This window comes from Vagococcus hydrophili (assembly GCF_011304195.1).
Classification (GTDB): domain Bacteria; phylum Bacillota; class Bacilli; order Lactobacillales; family Vagococcaceae; genus Vagococcus; species Vagococcus hydrophili.
In genome coordinates this window covers 2,006,023-2,021,951 of the sequence record NZ_CP049887.1, presented here as the reverse complement: position 1 = coordinate 2,021,951, position 15,929 = coordinate 2,006,023, and the positions used below count along the sequence as shown (strand labels likewise).

Annotated in this window: 10 protein-coding genes; 2 read left to right on the top strand and 8 right to left on the bottom strand. The window is 32.4% G+C overall.

What is annotated here, in order from left to right:
• Window positions 1-7: 7 nt before the first annotated feature.
• On the bottom strand, window positions 8-739 hold the full coding sequence (locus G7082_RS09945; protein ID WP_166034938.1) for an amino acid ABC transporter ATP-binding protein: 732 nt from the start codon (window positions 737-739) through the stop codon (window positions 8-10).
• A 196-nt stretch (window positions 740-935) separates the two neighbouring features.
• On the bottom strand, window positions 936-2,747 hold the full coding sequence (locus tag G7082_RS09940) for an LTA synthase family protein (protein ID WP_166034937.1): 1,812 nt from the start codon (window positions 2,745-2,747) through the stop codon (window positions 936-938).
• A 435-nt stretch (window positions 2,748-3,182) separates the two neighbouring features.
• Here G7082_RS09940 and G7082_RS09935 point away from each other — a divergent pair, with 435 nt between their 5' ends.
• Complete coding sequence (locus G7082_RS09935) at window positions 3,183-4,712, top strand: endonuclease MutS2 (protein ID WP_166034936.1); 1,530 nt, start codon at window positions 3,183-3,185, stop codon at window positions 4,710-4,712.
• 84 nt (window positions 4,713-4,796) lie between these two features.
• Here G7082_RS09935 and pulA read toward each other — a convergent pair whose 3' ends face one another.
• Window positions 4,797-7,949, bottom strand: a complete 3,153-nt coding sequence (gene pulA, locus G7082_RS09930) for a type I pullulanase (RefSeq protein ID WP_238842642.1) — start codon at window positions 7,947-7,949, stop codon at window positions 4,797-4,799.
• Window positions 7,950-8,358: 409 nt separating this feature from the next.
• Between pulA and abc-f the strand changes: the two genes are divergently transcribed.
• Window positions 8,359-9,858 carry a ribosomal protection-like ABC-F family protein gene (gene abc-f / locus G7082_RS09925; RefSeq protein WP_166034934.1) on the top strand — a complete coding sequence of 500 codons (1,500 nt, stop codon included), beginning with the start codon at window positions 8,359-8,361 and terminating at the stop codon, window positions 9,856-9,858.
• Window positions 9,859-9,919: 61 nt separating this feature from the next.
• Here abc-f and G7082_RS09920 read toward each other — a convergent pair whose 3' ends face one another.
• The 5 genes from G7082_RS09920 to G7082_RS09900 form a co-directional block, all read right to left on the bottom strand.
• Window positions 9,920-10,906: a choloylglycine hydrolase family protein gene (locus G7082_RS09920; protein ID WP_166034933.1), complete on the bottom strand. Its 987-nt coding sequence runs from the start codon at window positions 10,904-10,906 to the stop codon at window positions 9,920-9,922.
• A gap of 104 nt (window positions 10,907-11,010) precedes the next feature.
• Complete coding sequence (locus tag G7082_RS09915) at window positions 11,011-11,718, bottom strand: aspartate/glutamate racemase family protein (protein ID WP_166034932.1); 708 nt, start codon at window positions 11,716-11,718, stop codon at window positions 11,011-11,013.
• A 41-nt stretch (window positions 11,719-11,759) separates the two neighbouring features.
• The gene (gene asnB / locus G7082_RS09910; protein ID WP_166034931.1) at window positions 11,760-13,595 is read right to left on the bottom strand and encodes an asparagine synthase (glutamine-hydrolyzing); all 1,836 of its coding nucleotides are present in this window, start codon (window positions 13,593-13,595) and stop codon (window positions 11,760-11,762) included.
• Window positions 13,596-13,768: 173 nt separating this feature from the next.
• The gene (locus G7082_RS09905; protein ID WP_166034930.1) at window positions 13,769-15,232 is read right to left on the bottom strand and encodes a sensor histidine kinase; all 1,464 of its coding nucleotides are present in this window, start codon (window positions 15,230-15,232) and stop codon (window positions 13,769-13,771) included.
• Window positions 15,232-15,909 carry a response regulator transcription factor gene (locus G7082_RS09900; RefSeq protein WP_166034929.1) on the bottom strand — a complete coding sequence of 226 codons (678 nt, stop codon included), beginning with the start codon at window positions 15,907-15,909 and terminating at the stop codon, window positions 15,232-15,234. The genes G7082_RS09905 and G7082_RS09900 overlap by 1 nt, the downstream gene beginning before the upstream one ends.
• Window positions 15,910-15,929: the final 20 nt, after the last annotated feature.

Below are 15,929 nucleotides of genomic sequence, written 5' to 3'. Positions count from 1 at the left end.
TCGCCTCCTAGTGATTAATAATTTTACTCAAGAATTGTTTTGCTCGTTCATCTTTAGGGTTATCAAAGAAACTTTCAGATTCACGGTCCTCTAAAATTTTGCCATCCGCCATAAAGATCACTCGATCTGCTACTTCTCTGGCAAATCCCATTTCATGCGTCACAACAATCATTGTCATGCCTGATTCTTTTGCTAAAGACTTCATAACATCTAAAACTTCTCCAACCATTTCTGGATCAAGAGCTGATGTTGGTTCATCAAAGAGCATCACATCTGGTTCCATAGCTAAACTTCTTGCAATCGCGATTCGTTGTTGTTGTCCACCAGATAATTGGGTTGGGTATTCATCTTTTTTATGTAACATGCCCACTTTATCTAGTAACTTTTCTGCCTTTTTAATGGCCGATTCTTTATCTTCTTTTAATACTTTTATTGGTGCAATCGTCACATTTTCTAAGACGGTCATATTTGGGTATAAATTAAAATGCTGGAAGACCATTCCTAAATTTTTTCTTACTTCATTTAAGTTAGTTTTTTTGTCATGGATGTCCACGCCATCCACAAATAACTCTCCTGTTGTAATTTCCTCAAGGGCGTTAATACAACGCAACATTGTGCTTTTTCCTGATCCTGAAGGACCAATAGCTACAACCACTTCACCCTTTTCAATTGTTAGATTGATGTCTTTTAAGGCATGGAAAGAACCATAGTACTTCTCCACATTTTTAAATGAAATCATCTCAATTCCCCCTTTACATTAAAAATGATAAAATGATTAGAATTCTAATTATGTTATCATCATATTTTTTTATTATAACCGTTTTTTTATCCTTTTGTAAAGTATTGTGAAAATTACCGAACATTTTTTCATCTAAACTTAATTAAATTAAAATAAAAAAAGCCTTGAATCAAGCGTTCAAGACTTTTCATTTACTCTAGTAATTACTATTTTTCTTTTCTGACACAAATTCATTATTATAGAATTTACTGTTTTTAGATAGCTCTTCATTAACTTTTTCTAATGAATCTCTTTCAATTAATGTTTTCTCTTTGGATGAAAGATCTGTTCCAAGACCTAATTTATTTCCTTCAATGTCAACACCCATACCTGATAAAATCGTTGGATACATATCAAATGGCGCAAACTGACGGTTGTTCGTTTTAATATCTTTATTTTCAAAATCACCATTGATAATTAAGTTTGTTGTCGTACGGTGATAATTAGGATCAAAATCTTTAAAGAACTTTTTATCCATACTTAAGTGATCCCCAGTTAAAACAATCACAGTATCTTCATAGTAAGGCTGTTCTTGAATCCATTTAACAAAATCAACCACTTGCTGTTGTGAATGGAAAATAACATTCGCATACTGCTGATCAAAAGGACGCGGTGTGTCTTTTTCAATATAACCATTAGGGAAATGTGTGTCTGCATTTTCCATAGTGAAGTTAAATGGTTTTCCTTCATTGGCTAAACGAGTAATTTCTTCTTGGGCATACTCATAAAGTTTTTTATCTTCGTAGCCCCACCAAACTTTGTAATCGTTTGGAATCTTCCCTTTTTCTTTAGCATACTTCCAGTCATAAATAGTAAAATCTTTATGGTTATTAAAGAAAGAAGTTAGGCCACCAAAATCAGCATCCGCTCCAAACATAATCGTTTGGTTATAGCCCTCTTTATTAAGCACATCTCCAATACCAATCGCACCTGGTAAAAAGTAACCTGACTTTCCATAAGAATTACCACCCATTGGAATTTTAAGCGGTAGTCCCATACTCATGTTAACCATGGAAGCCACTGACCAACTTGAACCATATGTTTGATAAGGACCTCCTTTCTTATCGCTTTCTGAGAATGAAACACCTTCATCATAAAGTTTTTCGTAAGCAGGCATTAGATTTTTCTCCATGTACCCACCTGAATTTTTGTCAAAGTATGTATTTTCATATGATTCTAAATAAATATGCACTAAATTTTTCTTTTTCGTTGGAAATGTTAGTTTCGTGTCTTTTGGAGAGTGGTAGTTATCTTTAATGTATGTTGAATCATCAAAATAAGCATGATAAACAGCTACTAATTGTAACTCACGAACACTATAACTAATCCCAAATACTAAAAGAGCTACTGAAGCTGTCCAGCCTACAATTTTAACGTATTTATCTGAAATACTTTTTTTATTTCCCCATGTCAGTTTAAATCGTGTTAAGATCAGAAATACAAAACAAACTAACAACGACACTAATAATAAGACAGGTCCGTTAATTGCAGTATCTGTTACATTAGAAGCTGTTCCTGTTACGGGTGAATTGAAATTAAATAAAAATTGTTCTGGCGTTAATTTACCAAAGAAATCAATAAACCAAACTGTTCCAATCCATAAAAATCCGCCAATCAAAACAAATAGAATAGATAATCCTGTAAATATTTTGGCTAACAACGTCATCTTTTCTTCATTTTTAGTAATCGTGATTTTATTTAAAATTAAGCCCTTAATAAATAAAATCATCCCACCTAAAACTAAGGCAAACATCGCATATTTAAAAACAAAACTATTTTGATAATTTGCTAAACTCAAAACATATTGCTTTCCTAAAATGTAACGCATGGTAAACAATGATAAGGTATTAATTCCTACTATATAACTAATACTATTAACAATGTTCTTTTTGACACTCTTTTCTTTAAACATTAGGATATCTAGTCCACTAATGACTAGCCCAACGATTAAAAATGTTAAAAACCTCATGATACTCCTCCTATTTTTTACATCTAACAACAGAATACTTAAGTTTAGACTATTAAACAACTAAAAATTTAATGAAAAAGTGATTTCTTTTGACAATTATTTTTCTGACTGTTATTATGTCCTCATAAAACAAATTAACTATTAAAAGAAATGAGTGAACTTTTTGAGTGCCAAAGGTATCCAATAATTAAAACATACGAATCGATGAATAATATACTTAAAAACTAGTTTTATTTGTCGTACCTTAATTTTAATTTGAGATATCTGTCTATATGGCGTCATAAGTGTGTCTAGGAGAAGACTCATTTATTTTGACTACTTTTCAGTATATACATTTAAGAGTATGGGTATTTATGATACCTATACTCTTTTTTTATTCTAGTTAATTTGTTTAAAGACAGATTTCTCTCAACTAACGAAAGAGAGAGATAAAAAATGAAAACACAAGCAATCGAACAAACACAATTCAACGAAATCAAAGAACACATTAGTTCATTCGCCGTAAGTAAAACCGTGAAAGAAAGAATTATTAATTTTAAAACTTCACACAACTTAGAAGAAGTTTTAAACTATCAAAAAGAAACAGGCGAAGCTCTAGCAATTTTAAAAACAAATCAGAGTTTTCCGTTTATGGCAAGCGAACAAATTGACCGCCTATTCCAAAAAATTGAGGATGGTTATGTTTTAGAAGCCAAAGAGTTAGTTGAAATCGCTGACTTCTTGAAATCAATCAGAAGACTAAAAGAGTTCTTCCAGAAAAACCAAGAATTAGCGCCAATTCTAGCAGGGTACGCTACTAAATTGCAAGGTTTCCGTTCAATCGAAGAAACCATTCATTTATCAATTAAGAACAACCAAGTAACGTCCGTTGCATCCAGAGATTTAAAAAAAGCAAGACAAAATATTCAAAAATACAAAGCAGATATTAGTGACAAACTACATAAATTTATTAACAACGCCGCTAATAAATCTAAAATCCAAGAATTTCTAGTTATTGAAAGAGATGGCATTTTAACCGTTCCGATTAAGAGCTCCTTCAAACATAGCGTTAAGGGTCGAATCATTTCAGAGTCAGGCAAAGGTTCAACCTCTTATATCGAACTAGAAAATACCCGTGACTTGAATCAAAAATTACAAATGGCTCAAGCAGAAGAAATGTCAATTACCTATCAAATACTTGCTAAACTAACAGAAGAAATCGCCCAAGAACTAAACAGCTTAAACGAGACGATTCAAACTATCTTCAAGTTAGAATTAATCGTAGCTAAAGGTAAATACAGTCACGAAATAGACGGCCAAAAAGTTAATATTAATCAAGATGGTTATATCCACCTAGTTAACGGAAAACATCCCTTATTAGGCGAAAAAGCTATTCCATTAACTATCGAACTTGGTAACAAACATCGCGGATTAGTTATTACAGGACCTAACTCAGGTGGTAAAACAGTGGTCTTAAAAACAGTCGGACTACTAACACTTATGACAATGATGGGCATTTATATCCCAGCAGAAACAACCAGTCATATTAGTCTATTCAAACATATCTTAGTCGATATTGGTGACTATCAAGATTTTGATAACGCCCTAAGTACTTTCTCAGGTCATATGAATAATATGGGTAATATCTTAAACATCGCAGATAACCACTCACTTGTCCTAGTTGATGAAATTGGCAGTGGGACTGAACCAACTGAAGGAGCTGCACTAGCAATCGCCATGTTAGAAAACCTAGTTAAACGTGGAACTGTCGTTTTAGCCTCTACCCATTACGGTGAAATCAAAGACTTCGCTACAGAAAAAACAGATTTTATTACAGCAGCAATGGCATTTGACGCTCAAACACTACAACCTAAGTATCAACTACTCATGAATGCCATTGGAGAAAGTAACGGCTTCTTCATCGCACGTAAAATGAAGATACAAGAGGATATTTTAGCAAGAGCTACGCATTATTTAGAAAAATAGAAAAAGATTGAGGATGACAAAAAAATCATTCTCAATCTTTTTTATTTTATTCGGTAACTACAAGAAAACAATTTTTAATTCACTCTAATTCTTTCTTCTAAAAATTAACCAACCTGCACCTAAGCTTAACAATCCAATTAATGCGAAAGCTGTTTTGGCTTCTCCTGTTTTAGGTAATAATTGGCTAAAATATTGTTTTCCTTCTGTAGGTGTTGGTTTGACAGTATCATTCTTATTCACTACACCATCAGAAGTTGATGTTTTTAATTGTTCTTTTGTAGAACTTGTTGAAGTACTATTTGTTTCAGATGATTTAGATTCTTCACTTGGTTCTTTCGTGGCCTGTGAATCCGTTGTTGAGTTTTCTGCGTTTGTTGATGATTCAGTTGAAGAAGAATCAGTTGTAGTTGTTTCTTTATTTTTTTCATAGACAGTTAAACTTAATGGCAACATTTTTCCATCTTGACTTTTTTCTGATTCCAATTGATTAGAAGCCACAACTTTAAATCCTTTAATCATTTTTTTATCCATGTCACGCTCTTCTTCGTTACTATTAATAGCAATCATCACGTCTTTTCTTTCATCACTTAACTGATAAATAATAATTCCATTTTCAGCTTGAATCACTTTGCCTTTTTCTTTGATTTCTTGATAGGTTGTTAATCTCAATAACGGTTCCGATTTTCTATAATTGACTAATTCTTTAAAGAAATCAACTGACTCTTCGTATTCTTTTGGTCGATTCCAGTCAAATTGATTCACTGAATCTGGTGATTTATAACTATTTTCATCACCATCTTTGGTTCTTAAAAATTCTTGACCCGCATGAATAAAAGGAACTCCCTCAGAAACGAGCATCATTCCCGTACCTAACATATGACGTTTTAATCGTTGTTCTTTGGTGTCATTAGGATTTGTTAATGATAATTTATCATATAAGGTTAGATTATCATGAGCTTCTACGTATTGAATCAACTGACTAGGTTCAGTGTATCCTTCTATACCTTCAGCTCCTAGCATATTTTGAGCAACTAATTTTTCTAAATCTTTTTTACCATTGATCATCCCAGGTTCTTTCCCGTCAAAGACACTTCCTTTAACGCTATCACGAATCGAATCATTAAAGTGCCCAATTCCTGGCATCTTATTCGCATTTTTTTGAATCGCTTTTTTATCATCTGAAAGTGGTGTTCCCATGTTCCATCCTTCACCTAAAACAATGATTGAAGGATCAATTTTATTTAACTCTTCTCTAACTAAGTTCATGGTTTCCACATCCAGAATACCCATCAAATCAAATCTAAACCCATCAATTTGATAATTCTTCGCCCAATAACTCACACTATCCACAATATATTTTTGAGCCATTTTACGTTCTGAAGCCACATCATTTCCAACACCTGTTCCATTTGCTAAACCGCCATCTTCATTGTATCTAAAATAATAGCCTGGAACAGTTTGATTGAAGGCATGACTACTTGCTTCATACACGTGGTTGTATACCACATCCATAATGACACGAATGTTATTATCATGTAACCCTTTAACCATTTGTTTCATTTCAACCACTCGTGTTGAAGGATTAGTTGCATCCGTACTATACGATCCTTCTGGTACATTGTAATTTTTAGGATCATATCCCCAATTAAATTGTGGTGTATTCGGTTGACTTTCATCTACCGTTTGATAATCATACATTGGTAAAAATTGAACGTGAGTCACACCTAAACTCTTCAAATAATCTAAACCAGTGATTTGATTTTGACTATTTTTGGTTCCAGGTTCAACCACACCTAAAAATTTCCCTTTATTTTGAATCCCGCTATCACTTGCAATGGATAAATCTCTAATATGCGCTTCATAAATCACTGCATCAACAGGATTTGAAAAGGCCGGCATGCGGTTAAATTCAGTAATATTGGTTTGATTTGGACTTAAAACAACAGAACGATTGCCATTAACAATCGCTGCAGTTGCGTAAGGATCAACGGATTCATTCACTTTACCATCAGGGAAGGTTAAACGATACGTATAAACTAAACCTGCCTGATCACCACTTAATTTAGCTTTAAACGTTCCTTTGTCACCTTTTGTCATTGAGATAACTTCTTTTTCAGGACTTTCTGCTCCTTGATCTGAATAAGTAACCAGTTCCACTGATTTAGCAGTTGGCGCCCACAAGGTAAAAGTAGTCTGAGCCTTTTGGTACTCGCTTCCTAGTTTGCCATCATAGTAAAATGCTTTATCAAATTCTGGTGTTCTAACGACTGCACCCATAGCTACTGGAATCTTTTCACCCTTTTCAGTTTCTACAGAATAGCTTTCCGCTAAATCTAAATTTTTTTCTGTTTGAAGAGATAAACGAGTGACTGGTTTATCTTTATCATCCTCTAACATTTTAAACGGTACATTGCCTTTAGAATTTACTAATTTAACTTGATGTGTTTTTAATTTTTCTAGTAATTCTGGTTTTGAAAAAACTAAATCAATTTGATTCATTTTTTCAATCGTTGCTGTTTTAATTTTCTGAGTTTTTACAATCAACTCAGGATGAGCATAAACTAGTTCATCATCTTCTATTAACCACATATCAAGATTCCCTTGATTTTCATACAAATATACCACTCGTTCCTTGCCGTCTGTTTCAATGACTTCGTTTTTTTCATTTCTTTTCTCTAATGTTACATTTAATTTAGAAAAATCAGTTTTTGAAGATACTTTAAAATTCGTACTTCTCCCAAAGTCATCTTCGGTATCAAAACTAACAACTTCTGGTGCCCTGTCTTCTACTTTAAAGGTAAGTTGCCATTTCTCATAATCTTGATTTTTTCGAAAATAATGAGCATTGACATTTAGTTCTTTATTTTTAGGCGCTTTCATTTTATCTGTAGCTTCATAAAACAACGCACCTTCCTTATCTAACCAAACGTGTGCTCGACCACTACTTGTATCAACCCATTGATCTTTTGATTGATAAGACCAATCCCCTTTTGATTTGATTAAAAAACCAACTTTTTGATGCACTCCTTTTAAACTAATCACTTGATATTTTCCAAAAGCATCTTCTTTTTCAAAAGAATGTTCTTCACCGGCTCCATTTTCAGGCCAAATCCAAATGTTTCGATCGATATTTTTTTCAGTTTCTGGCGCTTCATAGTGAATAACTACTTGGGTTTCTACCTCTTCTGCAAAACTTTTTTGTAACTGAAAAGAAAATATAAATAACAAACTCATCATACAAAAAATAGTCCGTATATTTTGTACACTTCTCTTATTTTCCAACTTTACCACTTCACATCGCTCCCCTTTTTAAATAACTACTCTTATAGATATACCAAATTTACGTAAGCGCTTCAATCTGTTATCGGTAACATCTTTTAGTTGCATTTAACAAAATGTGTGCTATATTAGAGGAAATGAAAGTGAGGGATTTATCCATTGATTATCTAAACCAATTTTTTAAGCAAATTGCCTATTATTTTACCGTTACATTTAACGGGATTAGTCTGCAATTTGACAGAATTGGTGGAGATGATAAGAGATAATGACCTTTTACACGTCCAAGGGCTATTTATATTCCCTTCTCTTAGCAATCAGTTCTGTTAATCAGACTGATTGTTTTTTTATTTGAAAGGATGATGTAAAAATGTCTACAATTGAAATTAAACAACTATCTTTTAGTTATGATGGTGCAGGATTAACACTCTTTGACCATGTAGAGTTAAATATTGATACCACTTGGAAATTGGGATTAATCGGAAGAAACGGCCGAGGAAAAACAACTTTTTTCAAGTTATTACAAGATGAATTAGCTTATTCTGGAACGATTAATCACCAAATGGATTTCTCTTATTTTCCTCAAGCAATCAAAGATAAAAATAAGATGACTTATGAAATTATTGATGATTTAAAAGCTGGAGAATTATGGGAAGTCGAGCGTGAATTAACCCTTTTAGGAACTGAAACAGATATTTTATGGCGTGACTTTTCTAGTTTATCTGGAGGAGAACAAACAAAAGTTTTGCTAGCGATCCTATTTTCGCAATCAGATTATTTTCCTTTAATCGATGAACCAACGAACCATTTAGATGCTTTAGGTCGAAAACAAGTCGCTAGTTATCTAAGACAAAAGAAAACTGGCTTTATCGTGATTAGCCACGACCGTTTATTTATTGATGAGGTCTGTGATCACATTTTAGCTATTGATAAAAGCCAAATCACGATTTCTCAAGGTAACTACTCAACCTATCAATTCCAAAAAGAGCGTCAAGATGAATCAGAGCAAGAAAAAAATGAGAAACTGAAAAAAGAAGTTGGACGCTTGAAGCAAACCGCTGCTAAAAAGGCGGAATGGTCTTATGCTAGGGAAGGTGATAAGTATGGTAGTGCCAATGTCAAAAATAGCGGTGCGATTAACAATACTGGATTTATTGGCGCTAGAGCAGCTAGAGCGATGAAAAAATCAAAAAACCTGTTAAACCGAATGGATAAAGAAATCGAAGAAAAAGAAAAGCTTCTTAAAAATATCGAGTTTATTGATCCATTAACAATGAATTTTGTCCCCTCTCATCACAAAACATTACTAACAGTTGAAAACTTTACCTTATCATTCAATGACGAACCACTATTTAAACCAGTGAGTTTTGACATTAAACAAGGTGAACGTGTCGCAATTATTGGTGCCAATGGTGTTGGGAAAACTTCCTTTATTAAAGCTATTCTAGATAAGTTTGAAGGAAATATTGAAGGGCAGTTAACAAAAATGATTAGTGCAGATTGGAGCTTGGTTCGTCAGAATTATGAAGTTAATCAAGGAACTTTAAAAGCTTTTTGTTTAAAACATCATTTAGATTACCAAGATTTTTTAAGTAACATCAAAAAACTTGGTTTAGAGCGACAACTATTTAGTAATAATATTGAAACCATGAGTATGGGACAACGTAAAAAAATTGAAATCGCTAAATCATTAACAGAAGAAACACCATTCTATCTATGGGATGAACCCTTAAATTATTTAGATATTTTTAACTATGAACAATTAGAAGAAATTATTCTCTTAAAAGAACCAACCATGCTTTTTGTGGAACATGACGAAGCTTTTATTAACAAAGTAGCAACTAAAGTTATTACCCTTGAAAAATATTAGAACATAAAAAAATCTACTCCGAGTCGCCTTCCAGTTACTCGGAGCAAATTTTTTATCTACGCTATCTTACATTTTGAATCAAAACTTCTTTAGAGCAATTAAATATTTTAGGGGCTGTTTCTTGTTCTTTCATTACTTTTAAATCAACATAATAAATTTGGTTGTTTTCATAGTAATTAATGTAATATCCAGGCTGATTCAAATCCATAATGCTAACAAATTGAGTATAATCATCTCGTCCATTACTTTTTTTCTTCACACCTTTAGGAATATAAACACTTGTTAACATTCTCATAATCACATTAAGGCTCTCCTCAAGCGTGCTGACTTTTTCCGTATACTGATTCATAAAAGCAATCCGAACAAATCTTGAGATAGATGTGTAATCCCCTGGTAACCCAAGTAAACCACTACCAGCACCATTACCATGAGCCACAAAACCACCATATTCTGATTTAGGCGAAGTCATATTTGAAAAGTTAGCGTATTGGTTTAAATTGGTTAAGTGCCAAGTAAAACTTGGACTATTTGTCATGACATTGACTGGATTATCATAGATCATAAGACCATCTTTTGTTGGTTCAATAACCAAACTGTAACCTGACGCGTCAGCTACAATCCAATGTAAGGGAACTGTTTTTTGTAATAACGTATTTTTTTCATTATTAATTTGAAGTCCCATAATCCCCGCTTTGACTTCTTCAATCGTTTTAAAGTTTGATAGTAAGTAAGCCACAACATCGTGAGGGGCGATATTTATTTTTTCTACATCTATGTCTTCACAATACACTGCATCCGCTGAGAAATAAAGTGAAGCTGCACCAAGTCCCGCTTCATTAACTCCATCAGCAAACACATATTCTCCGTGTAAATCACCTGATCCAACAAAGGCATATTTTGTTTCAAATGATTTTTCAGTATTTCCTTTAAAAAACAAATAATTTTCTGGAATAAAAACTGGTTTTCCATCTAATGGATAAGAAAAATCCATTGTTCTAGCTAAAAATGATTGATTTAGTTTATTCTGATAAATAACACTTGTGCACATAAAACATCACCTCATTCATTAGGATATTTTCATTATACGCTCTTTAATTAATATATTCAAAAATAAAAAACAGAAATGAAATTTAAATTCCATTTCTGTTTCTTTTACTTTCTAAAACTTAATGCTAGTTTAACACTTTCTTCTGCCAACACATTTTGTGGATCAATCACATGTTTATTTTGATAATTAGCTGCGTCTTCCATTAAAGAAAGCTCAGTACAACCTAAAATCAAAACATCACAGTTAAGAGCAAACATCTTTTCTAGAATTTGATTATATAATTCTGTATCTAACTCATTTTTTTGTTTAATCTTATCAAAAATCAAAGTACTAACCATTTGTTGAATTTCTAAAGTTGGGTGAACTAAATCAAAACCAGCTTCTAAAATAAATGGGTCATAAATCTTATTTTTGATGGTTCCTTCTGTCCCAATTAAGCCAACTCGAGTTCCTAAAGGATAGTTTTTACTTACCTCTTCAACAGCCAAACGAGGCATATGAAGAAAAGGAACGTCACTTGCTTTTTGAAGCTCATCATAAAAATAATGAGCTGTATTACAAGTTAAAACGAAAAAATTAGGCTTCAAGGCACTTTGTTGCTTAATAACATTTAACAAATAAGGTAATGGATTTTCATTTTTTCCTTTATTCATCAGATAAGAGCTACGATCAGGTATAGTTGAATAATTCACCAATACATAATTTAAGTACTCTTGATCATTTGTTGCTGGTGTTTTCTGGTTAATTTGCTTGATATATAATTCTGTCGCTATTGTTCCCATTCCACCAATTATCGTGAAAAAATTATCCATTCCTATTTACCTCCCTAGACGATGACCTATTACTTAATAATTTAATTTTCAATAAAGAATACTTGATACCAAACAATAAAAGTGTAAATTGTAAATATTTTCTGTATATGTGGCATTCCTTGTTTTTGTTCTTCAATCAATCTATTTAAATAATCTGTATTAAAAAACTTCTTCGCAATATCTGAATTAAAACTTTCTTTAATCAGTTCTTGATATTGATCCTCTTTTATCCAAGTAGCCAATGGTGATAAAAATCCCATTTTTTCACGATTTACAATTCTTTCTGGTAATTGACTTTCCGATGCTTGTCTCCAAGCAACTTTGGTCACACCATCTTTAACTCGTGTATTAGCAGGCATTCTTTTTGCAATTTCCGCCACCTCTTTATCCACTAAAGGCGTTCTAACTTCCAGTGAATTCGCCATACTCATACGGTCTGCTTTATGTAAAATATCATAAGCTAACCATGCATGAATATCAAAGTGTTGCATTTGAGTTGTGGAATCTTGACCTTTAGCTTCCGCAAATAATTTCTTAACAAAATTAGCTGATGACTTATTATATCTGTTATCTTTTAAAAGTTCATCACGTTCAGTTTGGTTAAAGACATAGTTAACACGGTAATATCTTTCACTAATATCTTGAGCACCACGGACTAAGAAGCGACGACCGTGGAAATGAGGTAGGCGTTTTGCCGTTTGAGCAAATAATTTTCTCATAGGTAATGTCGTATATTTTTCATATTTTTCAAATGAACTTGCTTCTAGATAGGTATTATATCCACCAAAGAACTCATCAGCGCCTTCTCCTGATAAAGCAACTTTTACATGTTTACTTGTTTCTTTTGATAAAAAATATAACAGTAAAGCAGATGGATTAGATAAAGGTTCATCCATGTGGTACATTGTTTTAGGAACAATATCAAAAAATTCTTCCTTAGTTACCATAATCGGTACATTTTTTTGCTTAATTTCATCTGCAAATTGTTCTGCCCATGGTAACTCACTAATTCGCTCATCATCAAAACCTAAAGAGAATGATGTAATATCACGGTCTTTAGATGCTTCGTTTAAGATATAACTTGAATCAATCCCACTTGATAAAAAACTACCCACTTCAACGTCAGCAATCATGTGTTTCTTCACTGATTCTTGAACCGTTTCAACAATTTGTTTTTTAGCTGTTTCCATATCAACGGTTTTATCTTCTTCAAATTTGAAGTGATAATATTCATGAATATCTAATTTATTATTTTTAAATTTAAAGAAGTGACCTGGGTTTAATTTATAAACATTTTTAAACATTGTTTCGTCACTAGGAATATACTCAAAACTTAAATGAATAGGTAATAATTCTTCATTTAACTCTTTAATAAAACCTGGATGGTCTAAGAAACTTTTAATTTCTGAGCCCCACATGAAGCTTTCATCATCTTTATAGTAATAAAGAGGTTTAATTCCGAAATGATCACGAGCACCAAAGACTTCTTGATTTTTTTTGTCGAAAATCACAAAAGCATACATACCACGAATACGGTCTAATAAACCTTCGCCCCATGCATCATAACCATGGATTAAAACTTCAGAATCCACATCTGTTTTGAATTTGTAACCTAATCCGATTAATTCTTCTCTTAATTCTAAATAATTATAAATCTCACCATTAAAGGTTAAAACTTTCGTGTCATCTTGATTACTCATTGGTTGAGCACCATGGTCTAAGTCAATAATTGATAATCTTCTAAATCCCATTGAAATGAAGTCGTCTTGATAAAAACCTTCATCATCTGGGCCTCTATGTACTATTCTATCTGTCATTTTTTTAAGCGTTTCAGACGCTGTATTTGGGTGATTAATATATCCTACAAATCCACACATTACTATAATCCTCCATTTGTTTGGTTATTCTAAAAATGAATAACAGTCTTTTTAAACTCATAACGTATCAATTTACAAGTATACTGTAAATGCTACATAAATTAAAGACTTTGATTTATTCTTTTCCTATTATTAAACTTTTTTTATAACTCTCTACTTTTTCCCTACCTTTTTTAGTCAGTTAGTATTATTTGGACTTGTACCTCTTTCGAATTTACAACCTTAAAATTAATTGTTCCTTGGTGTCTAGCAACAATTTGTTTAGCAATCGTAAGACCTAAACCATGACCTTCTACCTGATTAAATTGACCTCTATTGAATGCCTCAAAGAATCTCGCACTCTCTTCTTCTTCAATTTGTTCAAGAGAGGTATTTTTTATTTCAAGCTCATACCCTTTTTTCGTTCGAATTAATGAACAATTTACTTTCTCATTTTCAGGGCTATATTTCAAGGCATTATCTAATAAAATTCTAACCAATTGAAGTAAGCGCTGATAATCTCCCTGATAAATATCAGCACTATTCAGATGATTGACAACTATAATCTTATTAGAGTCACCCATTTGTTGTCTTAGCGAACGAACACTGTCATCAAGCACGTCTTTTAAATGTAGTTCCTCTTTTTTTATTGAAAACTCAGTTGATTGTAAATGACTTAACTCTAATAGATCATTTACAAGAACATTTAACTGGTCTGTTTCTTTTAAAAGTTGTTTAATATAATCTTGACGTTCATTTTCATTTAAAAAATTATCTCCCAATATTTCTAAAGAATTTTTGATAACCATGACAGGCGTTCTTAATTCATGAGAAATTTGGGATAGGAATAATTTTTGACTCTTCTCTTTATTTTCTTGTTCCTTTTGAGCAATTGCCAAACGATCAGAGAGAATCAAAAGCTTACTTCCGAGCGCCGCTAACTCATCTTTTGTTTTTATATCTAAATCCTGCTGATAGTCATTTTGAATTAACATTTCAGTAAAATCAGCCATTTGATAAATGGGCTTAACAAAACTTCTTGCTAAGTAAATCGAAATAATTATCGCAATTAAAAGTGCAATCAAAATACTCCAGATAAGTATCCGGTAATCTTTTAGAGATTGGGTCACCGTATTTTCTTTAGTCGATATAGCAATTACACTACCGTAAATAGTTCCCTCATTATCAAATAATGGAACACCATAACCCTTTTGTTTAATTTCTTGATCTAAATAAGTCGGTTCTTGGCTTTTTAGTACGACATTTAAAATAGCCCGACCATCATCATCTAATTCCTTAGGTTCTTCATCCATCATATGTCCGCTAATCAATGAATCTCCTTTTGTATCTACTATAAAAATTTCGTCTGTGGACAGGCTACTAATTAAATTTAAATAGGAGTTACTTGTCATCATATGATTTCGATTTCTCATTCTTCGGCTGTGGCTTCCCATATCATCATCCGTTTCTTTAGAAACCAATTCATCTTCCATAATATTTTTAGCAATAATATCCCCTTGTTCTATTAACTGTTCCTTATGAATGTCGGTTGCTTGTCGATTTAATAAACTAAAAAAAACAAATAAAATAACCAATGAAAACAACATTAATAGCAAAGTATAGTTTCTGATTAGTCGAGTCATTATTTTTTTAGACATCATTTATTCTTCACCTCAAATAAATAACCTTTACCCCAAATTGTCTTAATTTGCCAATTGGTTTCTTTTTCTGTTTTCAACTTTTCACGCAATCTTTTAATATGACTATCGACTGTTCTAAAATCACCATAGTAATCCATCCCCCAGACACTATCGAGTAGGTGATCTCTTGTAAATAATTGATTAGGGTACTGGACAAAGTGATACAATACTTCAAATTCTTTTTTTGTTAAGTGAATTGATTCACTAAACAATTTAAGACTATAGTTAGTTTCATCTACTTCTAATCCCGTATATTTTTCTCTTTTTTCTTTCTTTGGTTCAATTCGTCTCATTATCGCTCTAATCCTTGCCGTAACTTCTTGATGTGAAAAAGGCTTTACCATGTAGTCATCTGCTCCTACATCTAACCCTAAAATTTTATCATGATCCTCACTTTTAGCTGTAATCATAATAATTGGAATCATTGAATCTGACCTTATCTGACGGCAAACTTCAAACCCGTCTATGCCTGGTAACATAATATCAAGTAACACTAAATCAAACTTTTGGATTTTAGTTAGTTCAAGTCCCATTTCGCCAGTACTTGCTTCAATTACCTCATATTTTTCTTTTCTTAAAAACCGCGACAACATCTCTCTTAAAGAGTTATTATCCTCCACAATTAATATTTTCATTATTTTCTCCTAATTTGTTT